The organism is Streptomyces sp. XH2, from assembly GCF_049725035.1.
Lineage (GTDB): Bacteria > Actinomycetota > Actinomycetes > Streptomycetales > Streptomycetaceae > Streptomyces > Streptomyces roseoverticillatus.
Genome location: NZ_JBMMMZ010000001.1, coordinates 478839 through 502641 on the forward strand (window position 1 = coordinate 478839; position 23803 = coordinate 502641).

Consider the following 23803-nt stretch of genomic DNA (forward strand, 5'->3'; position numbering starts at 1 on the left):
AGATTTTTTGAAGAGTCGGCCGCTGCCATCACCCGTTTGGGTCATACATTCCGTGCGCCATGCGGGGATACGAATGATTGCCGTCACGTCCGGCTCAAGGCTGTCCGTAACAGGTTGGAGATCTGACGGACGAGCAATGGGCGGTGCCGGAGTCGTTGTTGCCGAGAGGCAAGATGCCCGTGTCCCGGCAGTGGCCGGTCACCGAAGTTCGGCCCGGAGGACGACAAGGCCCGGCACGCGGTCAAGTACGGCATCGATCGCCTCAAGAGATACCGAGCCGTGGCCATCAGGTACGACAACCTCACGGTCCGCTACGAGGCTGCTGTCCTCGTAGCCGCCATCAACAAGTGGTTGTCACATATTGGTCCGACGACAACTCGAACACCCGCACTCGCCGACCGCAGGTGGGATTGACGGTCTCACGGACCGGACACATCCCCAGTTTGGTCATGATCCGTTCGGAGGCGTCGTTGCCCACTTGAGCGATGCTGACGATCCGCTCCAGCCCTCGCTCTTCGAACCCGAACCGTACGGCGGCCGCAGCGGCCTCGGTGGCCAAGCCCCGTCCCCAGTGGGAACGTCCCAGCCGCCAGCCGACCTCAACCGCCGGCAGCACCTCCGGCAAGAAGTGGGGCACCGAGAGGCCGGTGAACCCGGCCAGCTCGCCAGTGGACCGGACCTCCACGACGAACAGGCCGAAGCCCTGTGACTCCCACTCGCTCTCCCATGCCTGGATCCCGTCGCGAGTCTGCTGTTCGTCACGGACGCTGCCGTCACGGATCCACCGCATGACCTCGGGGTCGGCATTGATGGCAGCCATGGGCGCAACGTCTTCCTCGCGCCAGCGACGCAGGATCAGACGGGGAGTCTCAAGCGTGACCATCCAATCATTCTGGATCACAAATGGGCTCATGCCCAAACGAGCTCGTGCATGGCTGGCGGTGAAGTGCGATGAGCTCTTGATCGCTACCCGGCCCGGACGGACAGCTTCAACGCTCAGGCTCCGCTCGCCCTCACCCGCCGCGAACTCTCCGGCCGGGGCCAGGATTGGGCAGCCGGTATTCCGACGCCCGTTCCGCAACGGCACGGACCACCGGGAGCGGATGGCCTCAGTCGTTGCTTCCGACGCCGCGATCGGGTGCGCTCATGTCCCCCGTCGCGGGAGTGCCGCCGGCGAGCCCGTAGCGCAGGTACACGGTGCCCTTCGGGCCGGCTGCCGGGGGTGCGAGGAGCGTGACGTTGGTGGGCACCGCGCCGTTGTCGAACACCTTCTTCCCGACACCGAGCACGATGGGGTGCAGCCAGAGGTCGAGACGGTCGAAGAGCTTCTCGCGCAGGAGGGTCTGCACGAAGTTCAGGCTCCCGACGACCTTCACGTGCTCGTGCCGGTCACGGATCTCACGCACCGCGTCGGCGAGGTCCGGGCCGAGCTGCGTGGACCCTGCCCACGAGAGGTCGGGCCGGCCGCGAGAGGCCACGTACTTCGGGACGCGGTTGAAGAGTGTGGCGATCTCGTTGTCCTCGCCGCCCTTCTGGTGCGGCCAGTAGGCGGCGAAGATGTCGTACGTCCGCCGGCCGAGCAGGAGGGCGTCCGTGCCTTCGTACGCGGCAGCGATCTGCGCCCCGGCGACCTCGTCCAGCAGGGGCGCCTGCCAGCCGCCGAACGGGAATCCCACCGGGTCCTCGTCAGGACCGCCGGGAGCCTGCCCAACAAGGTCGAGGGTCGCGAACAACTCGATGTGGATGAGGCCCATGGCTTACTCCCGATGAGTCGGTTGTCTCCGTCAAAAGATAGACCTGCGGGTGCCTGCAGACTCATCGCCGCGACGGAGCCCGGCTTCACCTGTTGGTGCGGAATGACCACAAGGGGTGGAACAGCCCAGGTCGACCCGGCTGGGGCTGGTATCGGTCATGGGCGGTCGCCTCTATGAGCAGCGCCGGAGGCTGAGCACGCGGGTCATCACCGCACTCCGGACATGGAGGAGACCACGCTTCCGCCGGACTACCAGCGCATCCTCGCCGCCGTGCGACAGGCGGCCGGACCGGTCATGGCCCGCGTCCTGAGCGTCTCCACTACAGGTGAGCGGGATCTGTCCTGCCGGGACGCTCTCGGAAGCCGAGCCCCGCCCGCCCGGGCCACTGCGCCGGATTCCGCTGCGATCACGCCCGTTGGCCTGCGGCTCGCGCGGCAAGCGCTCCTGGCCGCCTCGTGCGCCCCCGGATTGTCCCCTCGTGCTGCGGCCGGGCAGACGCCAGACTGGCCGTTCGCCACTTGCCTTCTTCAGGCAGTGGGCCGCACCGGGTGTACGCCGGGGGAGGATCCGTGAAGGTCAGTTCCTGGAACGAGTGGGACCCGCTGAAGCACGTCATCGTCGGCCGGGCGGACGGCACCATGGTGCAGGCTCCCGAGCCGGCGGTCGTCCGGGACTGGCCGGAGCACGGTTTCCCGCACGGGACGTACGGGCCGTTGCCCGAGGAGATGACGGCTGCGGCCAATGAGCAGCTGGACAACTTCGCCCGCATCCTCGAACAACGCGGCGTCCGGGTGGACCGGCCCCGGCCTTTGGACTTCAGCCGGCCGGTCGCCACCCCGGAGTGGTCGCAGCAGAGCATGTTCGGTGCCATGCCGGTTCGGGACGTCCTGGTGGTGATCGGGAACGAGCTGCTCGAGGCGACCATGTCGTTGCGCAGTCGCTGGTTCGAGTACCTGGCCCACCGGCCGTTGATCGAGTCCTACTTCCGCGCCGATCCCGGCATGCGCTGGGAGGCGGCTCCCAAGCCCCGGCTGACCGAGGCGTCGTACCGGCCGGGCTTCCGGGAGGAGTACGAGGCCCTGCCGTTCGAGGAGCGGATCGCCCGGGTCAGGGCCGGGAAGCTGGTGCTGAGCGAGGCCGAGCCGCTCTTCGATGCCGCCGACATCGCCCGCTGCGGCAGGGACCTGTTCGTCCAGCAGTCCCTCGCCACGAACGCGGCCGGGATCCGCTGGTTGCGGCAGCATCTGCCGGAGCACCGTGTGCACGGGGTGACGTTCGGCAACGTGCACCCCATGCACATCGACGCCACCTGGGTGCCGCTGCGTCCCGGACTCGTTCTGCACTGCGCCGAGCGGCCCGCCGAGGAGGAGCTGCTGCACCATCTCAAGGTCAACGACTGGCAGGTCGTCCGTGCCGCCGCTCCCGGGCGGAAGGCGCCGCCGCCGCTGTCCGCGTGCAGTCGCTGGCTGTCGATGAATGTGCTCGTGCTGGACCCCGGGGCGGTCTGCGTGGAAGCGAGCGAGACCGCGCAGATGGATCAGCTCGACCGGCTGGGCTTCGAGGTCGTCCCGGTGCCGTTCTGGGATGTGGCCCCCTTCGGCGGCGGACTGCACTGCGCGACGCTCGACGTCCACCGCGAGGGCGTGCTGGAGGACTACTTCCCCCGGCGGTCCGGCAGGTTCTGAGGCCGAGGGGCAGTGTCCGTGGTGCACGTCCTCGGTGATGCACGTGGTGTCGCTGAGCACGGCGATGTTGGGGTTGCCGCAGTTGTTGCTGCGCCCGGTCGCGTTCCAGGCGGCGACATTGGAGAGCAGCCCGCTGTCCACCCGTTCGCTGCCCGACCGGTCACGGTCGGTCCGAAGATCGGAAAAGACACGCCGCCACGCAAGTCGCTTCGCGCAGAGCGGGTTCGCGATGGAGATCCCCTCCCCGGAGCTCTACTACCGCTTCTTCTCGGAACACCAGGTCAAGCGCATCCACGGCCGCCGGGGTGTGAAGATCAAGGGCCTCTACCACTACGGTGACGCGCTGGATCCCTACGTGCACGAGTCCTCTTCGCGCGGCGGGCGGCGGGCGGCGGGCGGCGGGCGGCGTAAGCGGATGTGGATCATTCGCCGGGAGCCCCGCGACCGGCGCGTCGTCTTCTTCCAAGATCCCCTCACCCACGAGTGGCATCCCCTGCACTGGACCGGGCTGCCGCCGGAATCCGAGGTGCCCGCCTTCGGCGACCTCCGCGCCGAGGATCTCCTCACCAGAGCCCGGGAAGCCGGTCTGCGACCGCGGACCGATACCGAACTCCTCCCGGTCCTCCTGGAGTTGCTCGGTGCCCGTGATCCGGTCAGCAACTGGCCCAGCCAGATGACCAAGTCCCAGCGCGTCGAGCACGCGCGCGAGGTCACCCAGGCCCGGACCGCCGCGGTCGATCGGCCAGCGGCTTCCGCCGAGCCACCACAGTCCGCAGGGAACGTGCTGCAGTGGCCGCAGCGGTCCCGGCAGGCCCGAAGCAGTCTCGACACCAAGCGCCGCCACCGGAGAGAAGCCGCCGTCCCGGTCACGCCGAAGCCACCGCCCCCGTCGGGGTCGAGTTTCCACGAGCGCAACGTGTTCCTCCTGCCCGAGGACGACGAAGAGGAGCACGCTGGTGGACCGGCCGGCTGAGAGCGACAGCCCGATCGTTCCGTTCCTCCGCGTCGGGCCACCACCTGACCGCACCAGGTGGGAGGGTTGGCAGCAGTGGTGCGAGATCCGCGACACGTTCGTCCCGGCGCCGCGGCTGTCGCTGAAGGAGTACGGCGACATGAGCCCGCGTCGGCGGGCCCTGCACGATCTGCACCAGACGGCGACGCACGTGAACATGCGGCTCCAGGAGACGCCGATGAGCCGGCGGGTTTCCGACCTGATGCGCGGGCGTCTGCAGAACAACGCGGTGAAGTTCATGCCCGGCACCCGGGATGGCCTGATGATCAACGGCGGTGGCTTCCAGGGCAAGACGGAGACCGCGTGCTCCGCGGCCGCGGCCTTCGAGGACCTATGGCGCACGGTCCACCACCAGCTCGTCCCCGACCAGGCGCCGCCGGCCGGCACGCGTGATGTGTTTGTTCCGGTCGCCTACTGCCGGCCGGCTGCCGGTGAAGGCGACGCCGAAGGCGTTGCGCAAGACCATCCTGGACGTCTACGGTGACCCGCACCCCGACAAGCATCCGCCTTTGTCTGGGCCTACGTCACCGGCGGCGAGCCGCTCTACGCGCCACGGCACATCGAAGCCGAACAGCCCCCGGACACTCGTCAAGCCTGGCGACAGCGCCGGGCGAACACCTGGTTCCATCTCTCCCGCCCGGACGCTCTGAACCACTACGCGGCCCTACGAAGGCTTCTCCTCCAGCAAGGTGACCCGCTCGCCAAGAAGATCGACGCCAAGGCGCTACTTGATCAAGTGGAAATCAGGGTGTTGCAGCCATGCCTGCAGGAATTCCACGTCGCCGACGTGCCGAAGCCACCGCCCTCCGCCCCCGGTGTCATAGGACACCTCCGCGAGCCTTCCCGGGAGGGCTGACGCCAGTACCCTCGCCCGGGCCGGCACCGCCTCGTTCCCCGCGTCGTCTCCCGAGGCGGGGTGGCTACTCAGGAGGCCGTCGAAGTCGACCAGCGCATCGAGACGGCGGGCGAGAGCGAGCGCCAGGTGACCGAGCAGCACGTGGTTCACCGAGCCCGAGCAGCCGGCGCCGACTACCAACCCCCGCATCGGTGGACGAGCGAAAGCTGAGTAGTCCTCGTCCTCGGCAGGCATCTCCTCGTCCTCTGAGAGGAAAAACACGCCAACGCCAGCTGGATCGAAGGCTCGCAGGCCCAGGGCCGAACCGTCTCGCACCCAGAAGTCCACGTCGCCACTGGCCTTGGCCTCCACCGGGTCACAGAAGGTCTCCAACCACGGGACCACATCGGCCAGGATGTCCGCGAACCCGTGGGGTTCGAAGAGCCACAGCCCAACTGCCGGTCCCGACATACCACCCCCAGAGCCTCGTGGCCCAAGTGCCACCGGACCCGTTTCTACCAGGACCCGGCGGCGGGCGTCTGATCATTTTGGATCATAGTCCGCCCTGGACGACAGATTGCGTGCTGACACGGCAGGTAGCCTGCTGAGTCACACTCGGGAGAGGCCAAGCGGTGTGCACAACAGACCGACTATCGCTCTCAAGGACCACGTAGCGCACTCAGTCACATGGGATGAGGACGACGGAGATTCGCCTGACAACGGTAGGTCTTGGTAACCCGGCCAACGACCTCCGACCTCCGGGAGATCCCGCTGCGGGGCGTCTCGCCGGGCGCCCTCGACAACTCCGTCCCGGACCTGACGGAACTGCGCGCCGGGGCTCCCCTCCCCCGCCGGCTCGAAGTCGCCGCGAAGCAGGCGAACCCCAGCGAGATCAGTCCTCCCGTGATCCCCAGTGCCTCAACTACTCATGCCCGGGACCGGCTTGGCCGACGGCACCAGGACAGGAATCGCCGCGAGAGGCCATCTTGGTGGCGGTATCCGGGTAGCTGTTTCGCGTGAACACCCACAGCACGAGCCCGAGGCAACTGAACGCGGCCCCCAGCGCGCACACGGCGCCCCAGCCTGCCACCGCGTAGAGAGATGTCGCGGCGATGGCACCCGCGGCGCTGCCGATCGAGTAGAAGACCATGTATCCGCCGATCAGCCGGCTGCCCGCGTCCGGGCGCAGCGCGTAGATCAGACTCTGGTTGGTGACGTGGACCGCCTGCACGGCGAGGTCGAGAAGGATCACCCCGGCGAACAGGGCCCAGAGCGAGCTGCGGGTGAAGGCCAAAGGCAGCCACGAGGCGGCGAGCAGCGCCAAGGCGATGCCGGTGGTCCGCCGGGAGAGTCCGCGGTCGTTCAGGCGGCCCGCCGCGCTCGCGGCCAGGGCGCCGGCGACACCGATCAGTCCCAGTGCGCCGATCTCGCTGTGGGACAGGGAGTACGGGGCCTCGCTGAGCGGCAGTGCGACGCTGCTCCACAGGGTGCTGAACGCGGCGAAGATCAGCAGTCCGAACAGAGCCCGGAGCCGCAGCAGTCGTTCCCGCGCGAACAGGGTGATAGTGGAACGCAGGAGCTGCCCGTAGCGCAGGTTTGTCGGTGAAACGTCACTGTGACGTGGCAGCACGCGGTACAGGACCAGGGCGAGCAGAGCGGTGAGCGACGCCGAGGCGAGGTAGACGGAGCGCCAGCCCGCGAGGTCGGACAGGAGGCCGGATGCAGTGCGGGCGAGCAGGATTCCGATGACCACGCCGCTGGTGACCTGGCCGACGACGCGTCCGCGCCCGGCGGGAGGGGCCAGGGATGTCGCGAAGGCCACCAGAGTCTGCGTGACGACCGCGAGAAGCCCCGTCGCGGCCATGCCCGCGAGCAGGAACGCCGCTGTACGGGCGGTGGCCACCACGGTCAGCGCCGCCACCAGGAGCAGTAACTGAGCCACGATGAGCCGTCTGCGGTCGGCCACGTCGCCCAGCGGCACGAGGAGGAACAGGCCCAGCCCGTATCCGACCTGTGTGAGGGTGACCACGCTGCCGACGAGTGCCGGGCTCATGTTGAGGTCGTGGCCGATGGTCACCAGGAGCGGCTGGGAGAAGTAGACGTTGGCCACCGCGGCCCCGCAGGCGACGGCGAACAGCAGGACGACGCCACGGGACAGGACGAACGCGGAACGTTCCGCGGCTCGGGACTCGGTCTCGCTCGCGGCCTCAGTCGCGGTCCCGGTCCCGGTCGCTGTCTCGGTCGCTGTCTCGCTCTCGCTCTCGGTCCGTCGTGACACAGTCTCACCGCAGTCGGGCATCAGCACTCCCCCACACATCTGGTTTCATCTTGCCACCAGTGGCGACGGTAACTTCGTTGGTAGCATGTTGCAACTGCCGTGAGAGTGAGGGACGGACGCCATGGTCACCAGGACACGCTTCGACGACAGCGAATGCCCCGTCGCCCGGTCGGTCGACGCGATCGGCGACTGGTGGTCCCTGCTGATCGTGCGGGACGCCTTCGACGGGAGCCGGCGCTTCGGGGAGTTCCAGCGCAGCCTCGGGGTGGCGAAGAACATCCTCACCGCGCGTCTGCGCGCCCTGGTCGCCGGCGGCGTCCTCGCATCCGTCCCCGCCTCGGACGGCAGCGCCTACCGCGAGTACGTACTGACCCCGAAGGGCAAAGCGCTCTTCCCCGTCATCGTGGCACTGCGGCAGTGGGGCGAACAGCACTTCTTCGCCCCCGACGAACCGCACTCACAATTGGTCGACCGCCGGCAGGGACAGCGTCTCCGCGCCCTGGAAGTGCTGTCCGCGGACGGGCGGCGGCTGAACCCCGACGACACCACCGTCCACAAGGTCTCCCCTCAGTGATCCGAGCCGGAGACCGGTGCAGACACCCCGCTCGGCGGACGGCCCCGGGCCGGGTGAGGGGGCCGGGCGGCCCAGGTAAGTCGCGGCCGGGAGAGCGCTGCCCGGCACTGAGCGCCGGGCCCGTACGACGCCGCCCTCGCCACCGCTACCTGGCCGGTCATCCTCGAGGCCGAGGGCGGCTCGCCCGTGCGGGGGAAGAGGGCCGGTCCTCACGGGCGATGATCATGGGCGGCGCAGCGGCCAGGATGGATCACGTCGGACAGCAATCAACTCCCCAGGAGCCACCGTGATTTCCTCCCGCCGCAAGACCGCTGCCGTGCTCGCCGCCCTCGCCGTGACCGTCACCCTGGCCGGCGCCTCCACCGCCTCCGCCCACACCGGCCACCAGGAGGCGCGCAAACCCGCCGTCGCAAGCGTGACCGGGAGCGCGACGTTCGAGCTTCCCTACTGGAAGGACAAGGACGTCCGCTCGTTCAGCTTCGACGCGCACGGCGCCCCGTACACCCGTGCTCTGCCGGGGGCGCCCCAGGGGATGCCCTTCGATGCCGAGGGCACGGTCAAGGTCTCGCACCACTTCGCCGGTCAGAACGTCACCCACACCGCCGAGGGCCGGGTGGACTGCCTGGTCACCTCGCCGCACACCGCAACCCTGACGGCGGTCATCACCAAGGTCAGCCCCGGCGGGCCGGACTGGGTGGGCAAGCGGATGGGCTTCAGCGTCCACGACGGCGGCAAGGGAGAACCCGACCGGGTCGGCTTCTCCTGGAACGGCCTGAACCTGGACGACAAGGGCCAGGACGTCCCCGTCGGCACCTGCATGGCCCCGGCCCCGTACGCGCCCGTCGTCAAGGGCGGCTACACCGTCAAGCACGCCGAGCTGCCGTCGCCCCCGTGGAAGAAGTGACCGCGCACGAGTGGGGCGGCTGCTGGCCAGGGGCGAATCCCGTCATGCGACCGGCAAGCTGATCGGCGGTTCGGCAGAAGCACGGCATGAGCGTGACGCAGCTCACCAGCAAACGGTGACAGGGGGTTGTCGCGAACGACTGCGATGGTCGACTGCATGATGATCACCGACGAGGACTGTCTCGACGAGACCCTGGCGTTCAACAAGGAATTCGAGGCCGCTGCCGCCACCCGCCCGGCACGCGAAGAGACGCCGGACGCAACCGTGCTGGCCACCCTTCGACGCAACCGGCTCGGCGGCGACACGCCACCGGTGCGACTACCGCAAGGCCAAGACCGCATCATCGCCGGCGGCGTGAAGGCCCGGGTGTTCGTACCCGACCGCGTCGAGGGCGTGTATCTGCACATCCACGGAGGCGGCTGGGTCTTCGGCTCCGCGGACGGACAGGACGAACGACTGTGGCGGCTCGCCCAGCAAGCACGGCTGGCCGTGATCGGTGTGGAGTACCGCCTCGCGCCGGAGCATCCCTTCCCCGCCGGACCCGACGACTGCGAGGCGGCCGCCCGATGGCTGGTGGAGCACGCGGCAGTCGAGTTCGGCACCCGGCGTCTGCTCATCGGGGGTGAATCGGCCGGTGCCCACCTGAGCGTCCTGACGCTGCTGCGCCTTCGTGACCGGCACGGCATCACCGGCGCGTTCCGGGCGGCACACCTGCTCTTCGGCCCCTACGACCTGTCGATGACGCCAAGTCAGCGATCGTTCGGACCGAAGCGGCTGCTGAGCAACACCGACACGCTGCGGCGGACCTACGAGCTGTTCACACCCGGCATGGGGGCGGAGCAGCGCCGTAACCCCGAGGTCTCACCATTGTTCGCCGACCTTACCGGCCTGCCGCCGGCCCGGATCGTCGTCGGCACCGAGGATCCACTGCTGGACGACTCGCTGTTCCTGGCCAGGCGGTGGCAGGCGGCAGGCTCACCCGTGGAGCTCAGTGTCGTCGCCGGCGCCATGCACGGCTTCACCCTGTTCCCGCTGACCGTCACCGAGCGGGAGTTGCAGCGCGAGCAGGACTTCCTGTCCACCACGGGACGGTAGCGTCACCGGCATGAACCGCACTACCCGCCTCTACGCACTGGTGGAAGAGTTGCGGGGGGGGGGGGGCGCGGCCCCCACGCCGGGGGGGGCCGCCCCGCGGCGGGCGCCCCCCCCGCGGCGGGGCCGGCCCCCCCCCCCCCCGCTTCGAGGTGAGCACGCGCACGGTGCAGCGCGACTTCCAAGCGCTGATGGAGGCCGGTGTCCCGGTGCGCACCGCCCCCGGGCGAGGCGGGGGCTGGTCGGTCGACCCGGACATGACCCTGCCGCCGATCCGCTTCACCGCCGATGAAGCCTCGGCGCTGGCCGTCGCCCTCGCCGCAACCGATGCCGGCGCCCCGTATGCCGGTGCGGCCCGCACAGCAGCCCAGAAGATCACGGCCTCGATGACCGGCCCCGCCTCGGCGGCGGCACAGAAGCTCGCCGCACGGATCGTCACGCTGCCCTCGCCGTCCGTTTCCACGGTCCGCACAGCCGTGGAACAGGCCCTCACCACCAACACCGTGCTGCGGCTGTCCTACGCCGACGCAGCAGGACGCGAGAGCGACCGCGTGGTGGAACCGGCCGGACTGCTGACCGCCGGCGGACGGTGGTACCTCATCGCCTGGTGCCGTACACGACAGGCCGGCCGGGGCTTCCGCCTGGACCGCATCACAGCAGCAGCTCCCACCACGGAGCAGGCTCGACCTCACGACCTGCCCGAACTCCTGCGCGGCTCGGCCGCAGCCGACGCCGTACGACCCAGCGCGCTGGCTTCCCTGACACCCCGCACCGAAAAACGAAGGAACTGCCCTGGCGAACCTCTCCGATCACGGAACTGAGGCTCCGTCCGCCGAGTGGTCATGCTGGACTGCTGCTTCTCCGGGCCGGCGCCCCATCGCGAGCACGCCCTCGCCGAGCCGGCCGTAAACGCAACGGAGCGGGCCTCCCGGACCGGCGCGTACACCATGACCGCCAGCAGGGCCGACACCACCGCCTGGTTCGAGACCGACCCGGACCTCCGGCAGCCACAAACCCCCCTTCACCAAGCACTTCGCCGACCTGGTCGAGCCCGGGATCCCCGGCCGGCCCGCCGGGCTGACGCTGCACGCGCTGTTCACTTGCCTGTACGACAACCTCGCCTGCCACGGCCGGCCCCTCCCCCAGGGAACGCAGCGTCGATGCGGCGCCGCGGCGGCGGCGCCTCGGGACCTCCAGGCCCCCTCTCCGTCATCAGGGGCATCCACATCACCGAGCGCCGGCTGGTACGCCGAGACGGCCTCGCCGACTCAGCCGGTTTCGGCTTGCCGCAGCCGGCCGGTGCGCCCTGCCTCGGCCACCTGGACTTCAGGCCACCACAATGGGCCCGGCCACCGGCGTGCGGAACAGCCGCCGCACCCGCAGCGCCCGATCACCACAACTCGCCGCTCCCCTGCCGCTCCTACCGTCATCTGTCCGTCCGGCCAACTGCCCGGCAGACACGGCCGACCGGAGTGGTGGTCAGGGGGCCGGGTGGCCCAGGGGCGCAGGAGCTGCGCCGCGACCACGCCGGATCCACCGTCCGGAAAGACCGTGAACCACACTGGCTTGTGCCACCTTCGGCCACGGTGGACACAAGCTGTCAGTGGCGGGTCCGCACTACTCCTCCGGCCGCGAGGCCGGCGCCCTCCGGTATAAAACGGAGTGGAAGCGACTACTGACCCGATCACGGAACTAGAGGTCTGAAGCAGCACATGAGTAACCAGCCGGTATTCGTCCTGGGTGAGGGCCTCTCGGCGCTGGAGCCAGCCGGGTTCGAGACGGAGGCGGAGTTCCAAGAGCTCCTGGCGCGCCATCCCCGGGTGCTGGACTTCGGGACGCTCGCGGACGGACAGCCGCTGCGGCTAGTGCTGGTGGCCCGCGAGATGGGGGTGGCGGCGAATACGGTGAGCGGGCCGACGTACTGGCTGGACCATCTGTTCGTTGATGCCGACGGCGTACCGACCCTGGTGGAGGTCAAGCGAGCCGTCGACACTCGCATCCGCCGGGAGGTCGTAGGCCAGATGCTCGATTACGCCGCCAACGGCGCCCGCTACTGGCCGGCAGCCCTCCTGCAGCGCTCTTTCGAGAAGACCTGCCAGGCTGATGGCCGGTCGCTGGATGAGGTCTACGGCGAACTGCTCGGTGACCGTGCTCCGGAGGACTTCTGGGCGACGGTGGAGGAGCGCCTGTCGGCCGGGCAGATGCGGCTGCTGTTCGTGGCCGACCATATTCCGCTGGAGCTGCGGGCGATCGTGGAGTTCCTGAACCGGCAGATGCGGCAGACCGACGTCTACGCGGTCGAGCTGACCCAGTACAAGGGCGGCGGCGGTCTACGCGTCCTCGTGCCCCGCATCCACGGCGAAGTCGCCACTGCCGCAAAGACCCCTTCCGGACAACGCCGTACGCAGAAGACGACCCGGACGGAGATGCACGCGGCGATCGACAGCCGGTGCGCTCCGGAGGTGCGCCGGGTGGCACGCCTGCTGCTCGACCACGCGGAGGCACACGGCCGCCTGGTGGGCGGCACCGCGAAGTACCCCAGCATGAACGTCTACTACCGGACGGCGGGAGGGGAACTGCCGGTCGGAACCCTGTCCTTGTACGACGGTCCGGCGAAGGAGCAGTTCTCCTTCAGTTTCGGTCCGGTCGTCAGAAGGTTCGGCTTCGACGCAGCCGCCGCTTTCGCGGATGCCTTGCCGACCGTGGGCGGGCTGGGGAAGAAGCTGGCCGAGCAACGGGCATCGGGCTTCAACGGATGGCCATCCGTCCCGGTGGCCGCCCTTGCCGCCGAGCCCGACACGGCAGAGACCATCCTCGCAGCAATCGAACAGCTCGTCAGCCGCCGGGCCCCCTCCTCCTGATCTATCAACCGGAGGTCAGCACCAGCAGGAGCGGCGGTGCCACGCGGATGCGGCAGCCACGTGCCCGGCCGAGCCCGACGCTGAGCAGGACGGCGTATCACAGCAGGTGCGAAGCGAACCCTGGCGGCGCACAGCACACGCCTTCTAGCGAAGGACAGCCGCAAGGACGACGTCGCGGCGGCTCGCGCGAGCGTGGTGGCGCGAGCGCCGGGATGGCGAAGCGCTGCCAGGAGTAAGGAATGGATACCCTGGGCGCGCGGCTTGCAGCTCTGCGGAGTTGCGGGCTCGGGGCGACCTCCCGCATTGGCGGTGGGCGGTTGGTGGTTGTAATGGGAGGGGCACGTTGGCCGATGCGGAAGGCGGGGCGGCCGTCCGCCAGGCAGTTGTACTAGCCGGGGGTTTGGGGCGGCGGCTTCGGCCCCTGACGCATGATCGACCGAAAGCAATGGTCGAGGTTCAGGGCACACCGATCCTTCGACACCAGATCGACTGGTTCGCCGAGTGCGGAGTGGAGCACATCACCGTCTCGGCGGGCCATCTGGCCGCTGTCATCATCGACTATCTCGGGTCGCAAGAGTTGCCGCTTCGCGCCGACGTCGTTGCGGAAGACCGGCCGTTGGGGCGAGGCGGGGGGCTCAAGCGGGCCGCGAGAGCGTTGCCGTACCCCGACGAACCCTGGCTTGCCGCCTACGGAGACATCTGGACCCGCTTCTCGCTCTCCGGGATGCGCGCACATCACGTACGACACGCCATGCCGGCGACAGTGGCTCTGGCCCGCCCGTCGGCGCCCCGCGCCAGTGTCGAGTGCGACGAGCGGGGCCGGGTGACAGCCCTGGGATCGGCGTGGTCGCCGCATCGTCGGGTGAACGCCGGCGTGTACCTCTTCTCGCCCGACGTGGCCGGTTTGCTTCCTGATGAGGGCGATCACGTCCACAGCACTCTCGCCCCCCTGATCCGGTCCCGTCAGCTCATGGGTTACCCGGTGAACGTTCCGTGGTGGGCCGTCAACACACCCCAGGACCTCGCCGAGCTTGAACGTGCCCTCGCCAGGCGGCAGCCCATGCACCCGGCATGACGACACCGGCAGGCGAAAAGCCGCCGCTGACTCACTCACGAGGAGACTCCGCGTATGGTCCACAACTCACTGGTCACAGCCGGCTGATGTGTGTGGGGAGGGGCGGCTCATCGCCCGGCGGCCGCCCGGGCTTCGGGCGGGGCCGGTCGGCGGCTTCAAGGAGGAGGTCGCTCGCCGGCACGCCGACCCGCTAGGGCTCGAGCGCGTACAGCGTGGGGATGCCTCTCCGAACGCCGCTGCTGGAAACCGCGAAGGTGGTGGCCGGCGGCAGTCCCGTCTCCCGTTCCTCAGGGGTTGAGTCCGCCGCGCTGCCGCCCGTCAGGTCAAGGTGATCTCGGCGACCTTGGAGCGGACATAGCTGCGAGCGGTGACGGGGGGATGGGAGACCCGGCCGATCGGTGCGGGAAGTGATTCGACGAGGGTGTGCGGGTCACAGTCGTAGAAGTAGACCAGCGAGGTCAGCTCTTCGGACGGGGCGTCGAGGGGCGGAGCCAGTACGCGGTGGCGGCCGGCGCGCCAGCGGTCGCCCGTCCAACGGGCCATCAGGTCGCCGATGTTTACGGTGAGGGCTTCCGGTGTGTAGGGGGCGTCCTGCCAGCCGTACTCCTCCGTGTGGATCTGCAGACCGCCCTTGCCCTGCTGGCGATCGAGGATGGTGACGGTGCCGAAGTCGGTGTGGGGACCCACGCGGAACTGGCCCGGCTCCGGCGCTCCGGTCACGGTGATCGCGGGGTACCAGTTGAGGGTGAGAGTCCAGTCGGGGCGAGTGGTGTGGCGGGTGAAGAAATCCAGGGGCCGGCACAGGGCGGCTGCCAGCAATTGCAGGAGTTCGTCGGCCAGCGCGCGCATGCGGTGGGTGTAGTCCGCGATCAGGCAGTGCAGGGAAGGGAGAGGGGAAAGGCCGGAAGAGTGGGGCCTGGGCGGCCAAGAAGTCGGCAGGAAGTGGTCGTGACCGGCCTCGGTGTGGTGCGGGCACGGGCCCACCGACCAGGTCTCCACCAGGTCGGGCGGTGTTTCCGCGCTCTCCGCCCGGCCGGCAGCCACGGCTTGGGCGCCGCTCCAGCCGTACTGCCCGATGTCCCCCAGGAATGGCATCTTGGCCTCGGCCGGCTGCCGGAAGAAGGCACGGGCAGCATCGCGGATCCCGTCGGGCAGGCCGCCGTGTATGCCGTGACCCGTGACCATCAGGAAGCCTGACTGCTGGAGGGCCCGGTCGACGGTGGTGGCAAGGCGGTCACGCGCCTGCGGGCACCCTGCCCGCCAGAGGCAGAGGTCGATCGTAGGAATACCGGACGTACTCGCGGACGTACTCGTGGACGTGCTCGTGGACGTGCCCGCGGGTGTGCTCGTGGACGTTCCCATGAAGTGGGGATCTCCCGTTCTCGTAGCAGGACTGACTGACCCGGTCAGCGTCCTCGAGAGGCAGCCTGTCTCCCAGTGATATGGCCGGGAGCGGGAGAAACAGGCGTGTACGGCGGGGGTCCGGGAGATTCCGGCGGGTGCGGGCCACAGGGCGGGACAGGGCAGAGCTCAGGGCCTCTATCTTGGAGGCGCGAAGGGCCGGGGATGGCGAGGGGCGTACGCGAAGGCGTGGTGCGTACGCGGTACGAGACGAGTTCGGGGGGCGTGGCAATGGGCTCGGAGACACTCGATGCGGTGGATCAGGGACTGCTTCAGGCGCTGCAGCTCGACGGCCGGGCCGCGTTCAGCCGCATCGCCCGGCAATTGGGCGTGTCGGAACGCACCGTGGGCCGCCGTTACAGCCGGCTGTGCACACTCGGGCTGCGGGTCGTCGGCCAACCCGTCCCGTCCCGGCTGGGGATGACCCGCTGGCTGCTGCGCATCCAGTGCACCCCCGACTCCGCGGGCACCATCGCCGGGGCCCTGGCACGCCGCACCGAAACCAGCTGGATCTCGCTCACCTCCGGGGGTACCGAGCTCTACTGCGCGGTCACCACCCCCAGCCCGCACGAGCGCGACACGCTGCTCCTGGACAAGCTGCCGCACACCCCGCACCTGGTCCAGGTCAGCGCGCACTGTCTGCTGCGGCTGTTCACCGAGATCACCAGTACGTGGTACGCCACCGGGATTCCCTTCAGGCGGCGGGGTGCGGGGGCGGGCGGCGCGCTCCCGCCGCGGCGCGACGTCGTCGGTCTCGCCGGCTCACTGGGACTGGACGAGACGGACCGTACCATCGTCGCCGAGCTGACGAAGGACGGCCGGGCAGGGCTGCCGGAGCTCGCTGCAGCCGCCGGGTGCTCGCCCTCGAGCATCCAGCGCCGCCTCCGCCGCCTGAGATCACAGGGAGCGCTGGGGTTCTCCGTGGATTTCGCGCCCCGGCACTTGGGTTACCACCTGATGGCCCATCTCTGGCTCCGGGTGGCGCCCGGCGAGCTCTCGACGATCGGCCGTGCCCTGGCCTCTCATCCCGAGATCGCGTTCGCAGCCGCCACTACAGGCCCCCACAACCTCGTCGCCAGCGGTGTCTTCCGGGGTAGTCACGACCTCTACGACTACCTCGACCGCCGTATCGGAAGCCTCCCGGGCATCCAGGCCATCGAGACGGCCCCGATCTTGCGCGAGGTCAAACGACTCACGCTCGACCAAGGGCGGGGGCAGAACGGGCAGCCTCAGCTTGCGAACCCACGGTCCCGGGGCCGGCTCACCTGAGATGACCGGCTGCACCGTCTCGGCCTCGCACCCCTCAGCCGGCCCCCTGGTGGACCGGGGCGGCCGGCATTTCGATAGCGGCTCATCGCGGCCACGAGCCCGGCGAAGTGGATATTTCGGCTTGCCGGCGCCACCCCGCCCCGGTACCTACTCCCCAGGCGCGCTCCGCTCGATGATGATGCCGACCGTGTGTCCACCGCTGTTCGGCCGGGGTTTGACGAGCTCCAACCGCAGCCGGCGTACGGGAAACTCGTCGAGGATCATCTGCGCCGTCCGCTCGGCAAGGGTTTCGATGAGCTGGAACGTGCTTGCGCCGATGAATTCCCTCAGGCGTTTCGAGACGACGCTGTAGTCCAGCGCCTCGCGGAGATCGTCGCCGGCGGCGGCCGGCGTGATGTCCGTGGCGAGCTCAAGGTTGATCACCACGATCTGCTCGACCTGCCGTTCCCATTCGGCAACGCCGATGAGGGTCGGGATCTCCAGGCCGCGGATGAAGACGGTGTCCATAGGGGCGTCCATAGGCGTGTCCATGGGAGGGTGCCTCTCTGCGCGTCCTTGCCGGGCCCGGTCCGGAATCTCGGCCCGGAACACAGGCCCGGGAAATCTGAACCCGGGACAAGGATGTGGTGTTCACTGCGGCGTTCGTTGCGATGGGGAGGCGGAGCCGGAGAGCAGCGCGTGAGCCGTCCGGTAGGCGTCGAGGAAGTGTTCCCGGTCGACCCAGGGCTTGGCCAGGGCGTAGCGGCGCCAGTCCTGGCGGGCGTCGAGAAGCTGCTCCGTGCGAATGTGGAAGTAGCGTTGCCGGCACCACAGCCCGTCGGCGCTGATGGCCCACTGCTCGTTCGGCAGCTCGATGAGCCGGCCGAGGTCTTGCTGCTCCTGTCCCGTGCGGGCGGCGATCGCCGTGCGGAGCGTCGCGACCAGCACGCGCAGCAGCCCGTCGATGTCGCGCAGGGCAACTGCCGCTGACCCGGCGGAGGCCGTGCCGGGCGCCGTGCCCGCCCGCCGGGCCGTGAGCCGGCGGGCAGCAGCGGGTGCCTGCTCGTCCCGTGCCCAGGCGGTTCCGGACACCACCGCACCGCCCCGGTCCTCCAGCGTCAGGTGGAGGGTCTCGTCGGCGCTCCGCCCGGGTTGCGCCTGGTTCTGTTGATTTTGCCGGTTCTGCTGGCGGTTCTGCTGGTTCGGTACGGCAGCGGTACGGCGCAGGTCCAGACGCAGCCACAGGTCGGAGCCCGGCAGTCGCGTGCGCACGCCGCCGTCGAACACGGCCTGCAGGCCGGCGGCCTCGTGGAGCAGGGATGCCAGGCGCTCCGCGGTGGGTGCCCGCTCGGCTTCGCGGAGGAGCAGTTCCCGCCGCCGGTGGCGGTCGAGGAGGCCGTCCCTGCTCGTCTCGCCGAGGGTGTCGAGCCGGGCCCGCGTCGCGCGCATCTGGGCCTGGATGTCCGCCAGGTCGCTGGAGAGTGCGTCCTGCGTTCTCTGCATCCGGCGTTCGAGCACCCGGCCGAGAACGATGAGGGGCACGATGAGGACCAGCGAGCTGCCGAACTGCAGCAGCAGTCCCGGCGTGTACTCCTGGCCCTGCATCAGCCATCCCCACACCACCAGCGCGAGTCCCGCCAGTGTGGCGAGGGTGAGAACGGCGATGTCCTTGGGCGGCCGCAGGCGGCTCGTCCAGGACGGCCACTCGGGCAGTCTTCTGCGATCGGTCACCGTCAGTCCCCCCCCCGTACGCAAAGGTGCTCCGTTGCGCGTACCAACTGATACTTCAGCTGCGATAGTTCAGGGTAAGGGTTCGGGCGCGGAGCGTAGCCTTTCCGGCCGAAGTCCAGGGGAGCACGCCGAAGTCCAGGGGAGCACGCCGGCCTTCCGACCGGAGCCCGAATGGTGGTCCGCGAGTTCTTGAGGGGGAACCGTGCTGGGATGTACTGCGGATCCCGGGTGCCGGGTCATCGGCATGCCGGTCGCCTACGGTCTGGAGACGTTCAAGGACCGCACGCACGAACGGGCCGAGGTGATGGCCCGTCTCAGCGACCCGCGGGCCCGCCTGGTGGCCGTCATCGGGCGGCGCGGGATCGGCAAGAGCGCGCTGGCCGCCAAGGTGGCCGAGCAGCTGGCGAGCGGCGGGAGCGGGGACGGCCGGGCGTGGGCGGGCATCGTCAACGTCAGCAGCCGGACGTCCGGCATCTCCCTGGAGCGGATCTTCCATGACTGCGCCAGGCTGCCGGGCCCGGGCGTGACGGAGGACCTGCTGGAGGTGTGGACCAGCCAGCGGGGCACGGCCGACAAGGTGGCACAGCTGTTCGCCGCCCTCTCCGGCGGGCCCTACCTGATCCTGCTGGACAACTTCGAGGACCGGCTCGACGACCGTGGAGAGCTGTGCGACCAGGAGCTCACCGACTTCTTCGACGCCTTCTTCAGAACGCGGCACGGGGCCAGGATCCTGATGACCACCCAGGTGCCCCTCGCCCTTCCCCCGGAGCTGCGCCGCTACCAGGCCCGCCTCTACCTCGACCAGGGGCTGCCCGTGCCGGACGCCGTCGAGCTGCTGTGCGAGCTCGACGCGGACGGGGAGACGGACATCGTCCGCGCCTCGCGGCAGGATCTGGAACGCGCCGTGCGCCGTGTCTACGGCGTGCCGCGGGCCCTGGAGCTGATCGCCGGCGCGCTGAGCGAGGACTATCTCACGCTGCCCACGCTCGACGAGGTGCTCGACACGTTCGTCGAGCGCGGGGACGTCATCGCCTACCTCGCCCAGGACCGGTTCCAGCGGCTGGACGCGGAGAGCCGGCTGGTCCTGGAGGTGCTCGCCGCGTTCGGCCGCCCGGCCTCGCGGGACGCCCTCTCGTGGGTGCTCGGCCCCCTGGCACCTGACGTCGACGTCCCGGCGGCGCTGGCCCGCCTCGCGTCGCACGGCCGTATGGTCACGGTCGACCGAGCCCGTCGCATGTTCGCGCTGCACCCCATGGACGCCGACTTCATCTACGGGGAACTGCCGCGGGACGGCCTGCTCGGCTACCGTTCGCTCAACCGCCGTGTGGCCGGCTGGTACGCCCGGCAGAAGCCGGCCCGCGACCAGTGGCGGTCGGTGGAGGACGTACAGCTGCACCGCTACGAGTTCTCCCACCGCATACGCGCCGAGGACTACGAACCGGCCGCGGCGGTCCTCGACGAGATCGACTACTTCCTCACCTGGCGCGGCTCCGTGGGCGCGGCGAGGGAGATGCACCAGCAGTTGTCCGGGCGGCTGCACGACGACGAGACCAGGCTGGCCCACCTGGTCGGCTTCGGCCTGGTCCTGCTGGTCGGCGGCCCGCACCACCAGGCCGCCCAGGTGCTGGGAGAAGCCGCCGCCCTCGCCGAACGCCTCGGCGACCAGCTCCGGCTGGCGCAAGCGCTGTTCGCCCTGGGCGACACATACCGCCAGCTCAACCAGCTCGACGAGGCCATCGGCCCGCTGCAGCGCGCAGTCGAACTGGAGGAGGCACTCGGCGACCCAGAGCGCCTCCTGCGCGCATTGATGAGCCTCAGCCTCACCCACAGCTACCGGGGTGAGGTCCAGGAAGCGCTGGACGTGGCCGACACCATGCGCGCCCGGGCGGTGGAGCTCTCCGACGACCTGGGCCGTGCGCAGGCGAACGACTCGGCGGCCTGCGCGCACCTGGCCTCCGGCGACTGGGACCGCGCCCTGGACATGGCCAGGGCGGCCATCGCCCTCTATGAGGAGGTGGGGGTGACGGAGGCACTCGGGTACGTCCACAACGTCCAGGGCGTCGCCTTCCTGGGGCTGGGGGACGTGGAACGGGCCGAGGCCGAATTCCTCCAGGCGAACACCGACGGCGCCGCCGTGGGATCGCCCCGCACGGAAGGGATCTGCCTGTACAACCTGTCCTGGGCCCACTGGACGGTCGGCCGCTACGCCGACGCCCTCACCGCCGCCCAGCGTTCGAAGACGGCCTTCGAGCGAGCGGCGGCGACCGGCACCGAGGTCGCCGACAAGCTGTCCCGCGCCGCGCAGGCGATGCTCGCGGGGGAAGCGGGCGAGGCCGCGCGGCATCTGCGTGCCGCCGCCGAGAAGTCCAAGGGAAATGCGGACTTCGTCCCTCCGGCCTGGTTGCTGACGGAAGCGGAACGGCTCACTGCGGTACGGCAAACAGCCGGGAGCACTGACTGAGCACGGTCTGCCCCGGAACATGGGTCGCTGCCGTCTTCCGGGGGAAGGATCCTCCGCGGCGAGGTGTTCCTCCCGGGCCGGGGAGCCCGGGGCCCTGACCCGTCACACCCCGGCACCCCGGCACCCCGGCACCCCGGCCGTACCGCTCACCGCACACCGCTCACCGCACGCCGACCGCACGCCGCTTCGACCAGGAAGGTGCGCATGACTTCTGCTGCCTCCGGCCCGCCGCCCGGCCTCGCCGGCCACCGTGACCTGCAGGACTGCGAACGGGCCCTGGTGGCAGCCGCAGCACGCTACGGACGGGAGCCCGGCGAGGAAATCGTTCGCACCTGCATCGCCGTCCTCGGATCCCTTGACGCCCTCGACACGCCCGGTTCGGCATCCCACGGCGACGCCGACAGCCTTCGTGTGCGCACCCTGCGCGTCCTGCTCTCCGCGTCCGAACTGTGGTGGCGCGACGGCGACGGGAACGGAAGCGGGGGCGGGAACGGAAGCGGGAGCGGCACCATCGGCGTCGAGCCGTGGCCGGCCGTACCCGTGCACGCTCTCGTCGCACAAGCCGAGGCAGCCGCCTCACGCACAGCCGACCGGGCACTGCGGGCGACCGCCCGCCACATGGCGGGTCAGCACCTGGTCGTCACCCACAGTCTCGATGCCGCGCTCGCCGCGCTCACCGAGGCAGTCGAACTCGCCCGTGCGGCAGGAGACACGTTCACCGAACTGGAGGCGCTGACCGATCTCGGGCACTGCACGGTCGGCCGGGACATGAAGCTCGGCGTAGGCATGCTCGAACGGGCCGAGACGCTGGCGTCCCGCTCCCCGGGCGCCTTCCTGCATCCCGAGCAAGCGGAGCTCCTTCCCATGACGCTCGCCCGGCTGACCGGCCACATCGGTGTCGCAGCATTCGACCGCGGCGCCTTCGACACCGCCGAGAGCCGGCTCCGCGCATCCCTGCACCGGCTGTCGCTCCGCAACACGCCCGGCCCGTACGCGAAGATGACCAACTTCCTCGGTCAGCTGCTGACCGCGGCGGGACGGTTCGAGGAAGCCGAATCCCTCCTCACCGAAGCGGTCGGCCGGCTCGCGCCCCGGGCGACCGCAAGCACCCACCAGGGCTACAACCTCGGGCTCCTCGGCAAGCTCTACCTCGAATGGGACCGCCCGGACCATGCGGCACCCCCGCTCCTCGCGGGCTGGGACCACCTGCGTGCCACACCCCACGTCTCGCTCCTGCCCCTGCTGCGGAACTATCTGGGCGAGCTGCTCATGCACCCCTCCTACGCCCTCCGGGACGTCACCCGCGCCTGCGACCTGTTCACCGAGACAGCCGAGGAGTGCCGCCGCACCGGGTTCCAGCGCAGCGAGATCGCCGCACTGATGCTGGGGGCGCGCGGCGCCTCACAGCTCGGCGATCGGGAATCCGCACTCGGACTGAGCAACCGGGCGGTGGAACGCCTCGCCGAGACGGGCGAGATGCCTGCCCTGCGCTCCGAGGAGGTGTACTTCACCCGCTACGAGATCCTCATGTCAGCGGGCCGGCAGGAGCAGGCCGACCCCTGGCTGGACCGGGCACGGGCAGTCCTGCTGGCCAAGGGGCGCACGATCGCCGACCCGGCTGCGCGCAATGCGTTCTACACCCGGGTACCGACCAGCCGGTCCATCCTGGCCGCGAGCGGGCAGCGGGGACGCACTCCCTGATCGTGCGACTCCCCCGCCGCCTTGCGGGAACGTTCCTGCCGACAACTTCCCGTGTGTGCCACCGGCAGCCTGCGCTACCGCGTGATCGCCCGCGGATCACAACATCCAAGGCCCTCAGCGCATGACATATCGGGAAGGGTGGTGCGCCGCATGGAGAAAGCCGCTTTCCCGGCGCAGCGAAGAGTCCTGGGCTGGGTTCTGCGCATCACGGGCTGGATCTTGCGACTGGCGGGCAGCCTGGCCGTCCTCGGCAGTGTGCAACGCATCAAATCGCTGTCGGCCGCCACGAACGGTCCCGGCTACGACGGGCCTCCCTCGTACGTTCTGCTGCTCGTCTATCTCGGCGTCATGATCACAGGTGCCGTGGCCTTCGCGGTCAGTCTGGCCGTGGGACGGCGCGCCCGGGTGCACACGGCGCGCATCATCACCTCCGTATCGGGCCTCGCACCGGATACCTACGTCCTCTACCTGCGCCCTTTCACGGAGGACCTGACGTCCTCCGGAATCGCCCCGGCGGAGGACAACAACATGTTCGTCAATCCTGTCCGGGCGATCGCACGGTCGGGCCGCACGTACGAGGAGAGGCTCAGCAAGACGTTCCGGCGATTCGGCCCGCTGATCGCCGTCGGCAGACCGGGTGAGCCGCTGCCCGGCGGATCCGGCGCCCGCAGGACATACCTCCCCCTCGACGACTGGAAGGACACCGTCGGAGGGCTGATCGACAACGCCCGCCTCATCATCCTCGGCGCCGGGCCCGGCCCCGGCACGGTATGGGAATACGTGGAGGTCCTGCGCCGCAGGGACCCCTCCCGGCTCGTCGTCCTGATCACGGACCCGGCCGAGTACCGGCGTTTCAAGGCCTCGACCATCGCCGAAGCCGAGGGCTCACTGTACGAACTCAAGCACACGTACGGCGGCTTCTGGCAGCCTCCGATCCTCCCGGACCTGCCCGGCCCGGCGAACCCGCACACGAAGCGGAGCTTCTACTTCAGGGGCATGATCTATTTCACCGACGGCTGGGAGCCCCACCTCGCCACCTTCGACAGGTCCGCCGTGGGGAGCGACAAGCCCAGGAAAATCGGCAAGTACTTCACGGAACGGCTGCGCCCCGTGATGACACACATCAGCCAGGGAACCCGGTCTCCGGTCCGGCCACCCCGGTCGGGCCTGCAGGCCGAGAGCGAGTGACAC

The 23803-nt window shown here is 69.8% G+C and carries 20 protein-coding genes; 13 read left to right on the forward strand and 7 right to left on the reverse strand.

Annotated elements, in window-relative coordinates:
- Nucleotides 1-340: 340 nt before the first annotated feature.
- Both ACOTKD_RS02170 and ACOTKD_RS02175 read right to left on the reverse strand, forming a co-directional pair.
- Nucleotides 341-883, reverse strand: coding sequence for a GNAT family N-acetyltransferase (locus ACOTKD_RS02170; RefSeq protein WP_424887088.1), 543 nt, complete (start codon nt 881-883; stop codon nt 341-343).
- A gap of 226 nt (nt 884-1109) precedes the next feature.
- On the reverse strand, nt 1110-1754 hold the full coding sequence (locus ACOTKD_RS02175) for a dihydrofolate reductase family protein (RefSeq protein WP_424887089.1): 645 nt from the start codon (nt 1752-1754) through the stop codon (nt 1110-1112).
- A 569-nt stretch (nt 1755-2323) separates the two neighbouring features.
- Here ACOTKD_RS02175 and ACOTKD_RS02180 point away from each other — a divergent pair.
- From ACOTKD_RS02180 to ACOTKD_RS02190, 3 genes are all read left to right on the forward strand, one after another.
- Nucleotides 2324-3439, forward strand: coding sequence for a serine/threonine protein kinase (locus ACOTKD_RS02180; protein ID WP_424887090.1), 1116 nt, complete (start codon nt 2324-2326; stop codon nt 3437-3439).
- Nucleotides 3440-3668: 229 nt separating this feature from the next.
- Nucleotides 3669-4412 (forward strand): hypothetical protein, encoded by a 744-nt coding sequence (locus tag ACOTKD_RS02185; protein ID WP_424887091.1) that lies wholly within the window; start codon nt 3669-3671, stop codon nt 4410-4412.
- Nucleotides 4396-4935, forward strand: coding sequence for a hypothetical protein (locus tag ACOTKD_RS02190; protein ID WP_424887092.1), 540 nt, complete (start codon nt 4396-4398; stop codon nt 4933-4935). Before ACOTKD_RS02185 ends, ACOTKD_RS02190 begins: the two co-directional genes overlap by 17 nt.
- 240 nt (nt 4936-5175) lie before the next feature.
- Here ACOTKD_RS02190 and ACOTKD_RS02195 read toward each other — a convergent pair whose 3' ends face one another.
- Nucleotides 5176-5757 carry a DUF6368 family protein gene (locus ACOTKD_RS02195; protein WP_424887093.1) on the reverse strand — a complete coding sequence of 194 codons (582 nt, stop codon included), beginning with the start codon at nt 5755-5757 and terminating at the stop codon, nt 5176-5178.
- Between the two features lie 451 nt (nt 5758-6208).
- Entirely contained in the window at nt 6209-7444 is a 1236-nt protein-coding gene (locus tag ACOTKD_RS02200) for an MFS transporter (RefSeq protein ID WP_424887367.1), read from the reverse strand.
- A gap of 241 nt (nt 7445-7685) precedes the next feature.
- Here ACOTKD_RS02200 and ACOTKD_RS02205 point away from each other — a divergent pair, with 241 nt between their 5' ends.
- The 6 genes from ACOTKD_RS02205 (at nt 7686) to ACOTKD_RS02230 (ending at nt 14070) form a co-directional block, all read left to right on the forward strand.
- Nucleotides 7686-8138: a winged helix-turn-helix transcriptional regulator gene (locus ACOTKD_RS02205; RefSeq protein ID WP_424887094.1), complete on the forward strand. Its 453-nt coding sequence runs from the start codon at nt 7686-7688 to the stop codon at nt 8136-8138.
- 286 nt (nt 8139-8424) lie between these two features.
- On the forward strand, nt 8425-9042 hold the full coding sequence (locus tag ACOTKD_RS02210; protein ID WP_424887095.1) for a hypothetical protein: 618 nt from the start codon (nt 8425-8427) through the stop codon (nt 9040-9042).
- Between the two features lie 156 nt (nt 9043-9198).
- Entirely contained in the window at nt 9199-10137 is a 939-nt protein-coding gene (locus ACOTKD_RS02215; RefSeq protein ID WP_424887096.1) for an alpha/beta hydrolase, read from the forward strand.
- 149 nt (nt 10138-10286) lie between these two features.
- The gene (locus ACOTKD_RS02220; protein WP_424887097.1) at nt 10287-10955 is read left to right on the forward strand and encodes a helix-turn-helix transcriptional regulator; all 669 of its coding nucleotides are present in this window, start codon (nt 10287-10289) and stop codon (nt 10953-10955) included.
- Between the two features lie 891 nt (nt 10956-11846).
- A complete protein-coding gene (locus ACOTKD_RS02225; protein ID WP_424887098.1) occupies nt 11847-12995 on the forward strand; it encodes a hypothetical protein in 1149 nt (382 codons plus the stop codon).
- A 343-nt stretch (nt 12996-13338) separates the two neighbouring features.
- Nucleotides 13339-14070 (forward strand): nucleotidyltransferase family protein, encoded by a 732-nt coding sequence (locus ACOTKD_RS02230; protein WP_424887099.1) that lies wholly within the window; start codon nt 13339-13341, stop codon nt 14068-14070.
- A 318-nt stretch (nt 14071-14388) separates the two neighbouring features.
- On the opposite strand, the gene ACOTKD_RS02235 is transcribed toward ACOTKD_RS02230, so the two are convergent.
- On the reverse strand, nt 14389-15432 hold the full coding sequence (locus ACOTKD_RS02235) for an isopenicillin N synthase family dioxygenase (RefSeq protein ID WP_424887100.1): 1044 nt from the start codon (nt 15430-15432) through the stop codon (nt 14389-14391).
- A 294-nt stretch (nt 15433-15726) separates the two neighbouring features.
- Here ACOTKD_RS02235 and ACOTKD_RS02240 point away from each other — a divergent pair, with 294 nt between their 5' ends.
- Nucleotides 15727-16740, forward strand: a complete 1014-nt coding sequence (locus ACOTKD_RS02240; RefSeq protein WP_424887101.1) for an Lrp/AsnC family transcriptional regulator — start codon at nt 15727-15729, stop codon at nt 16738-16740.
- A 147-nt stretch (nt 16741-16887) separates the two neighbouring features.
- Here ACOTKD_RS02240 and folB read toward each other — a convergent pair whose 3' ends face one another.
- Nucleotides 16888-17247 (reverse strand): dihydroneopterin aldolase, encoded by a 360-nt coding sequence (gene folB / locus ACOTKD_RS02245; RefSeq protein WP_424887102.1) that lies wholly within the window; start codon nt 17245-17247, stop codon nt 16888-16890.
- A 123-nt stretch (nt 17248-17370) separates the two neighbouring features.
- On the reverse strand, nt 17371-18450 hold the full coding sequence (locus tag ACOTKD_RS02250) for a hypothetical protein (protein WP_424887103.1): 1080 nt from the start codon (nt 18448-18450) through the stop codon (nt 17371-17373).
- 244 nt (nt 18451-18694) lie between these two features.
- Between ACOTKD_RS02250 and ACOTKD_RS02255 the strand changes: the two genes are divergently transcribed.
- From ACOTKD_RS02255 to ACOTKD_RS02265, 3 genes are all read left to right on the forward strand, one after another.
- Nucleotides 18695-20911 (forward strand): tetratricopeptide repeat protein, encoded by a 2217-nt coding sequence (locus ACOTKD_RS02255; RefSeq protein ID WP_424887104.1) that lies wholly within the window; start codon nt 18695-18697, stop codon nt 20909-20911.
- 204 nt (nt 20912-21115) lie between these two features.
- The gene (locus tag ACOTKD_RS02260; RefSeq protein ID WP_424887105.1) at nt 21116-22612 is read left to right on the forward strand and encodes a hypothetical protein; all 1497 of its coding nucleotides are present in this window, start codon (nt 21116-21118) and stop codon (nt 22610-22612) included.
- A 150-nt stretch (nt 22613-22762) separates the two neighbouring features.
- Entirely contained in the window at nt 22763-23800 is a 1038-nt protein-coding gene (locus tag ACOTKD_RS02265; protein ID WP_424887106.1) for a hypothetical protein, read from the forward strand.
- Nucleotides 23801-23803 lie beyond the last annotated feature (3 nt).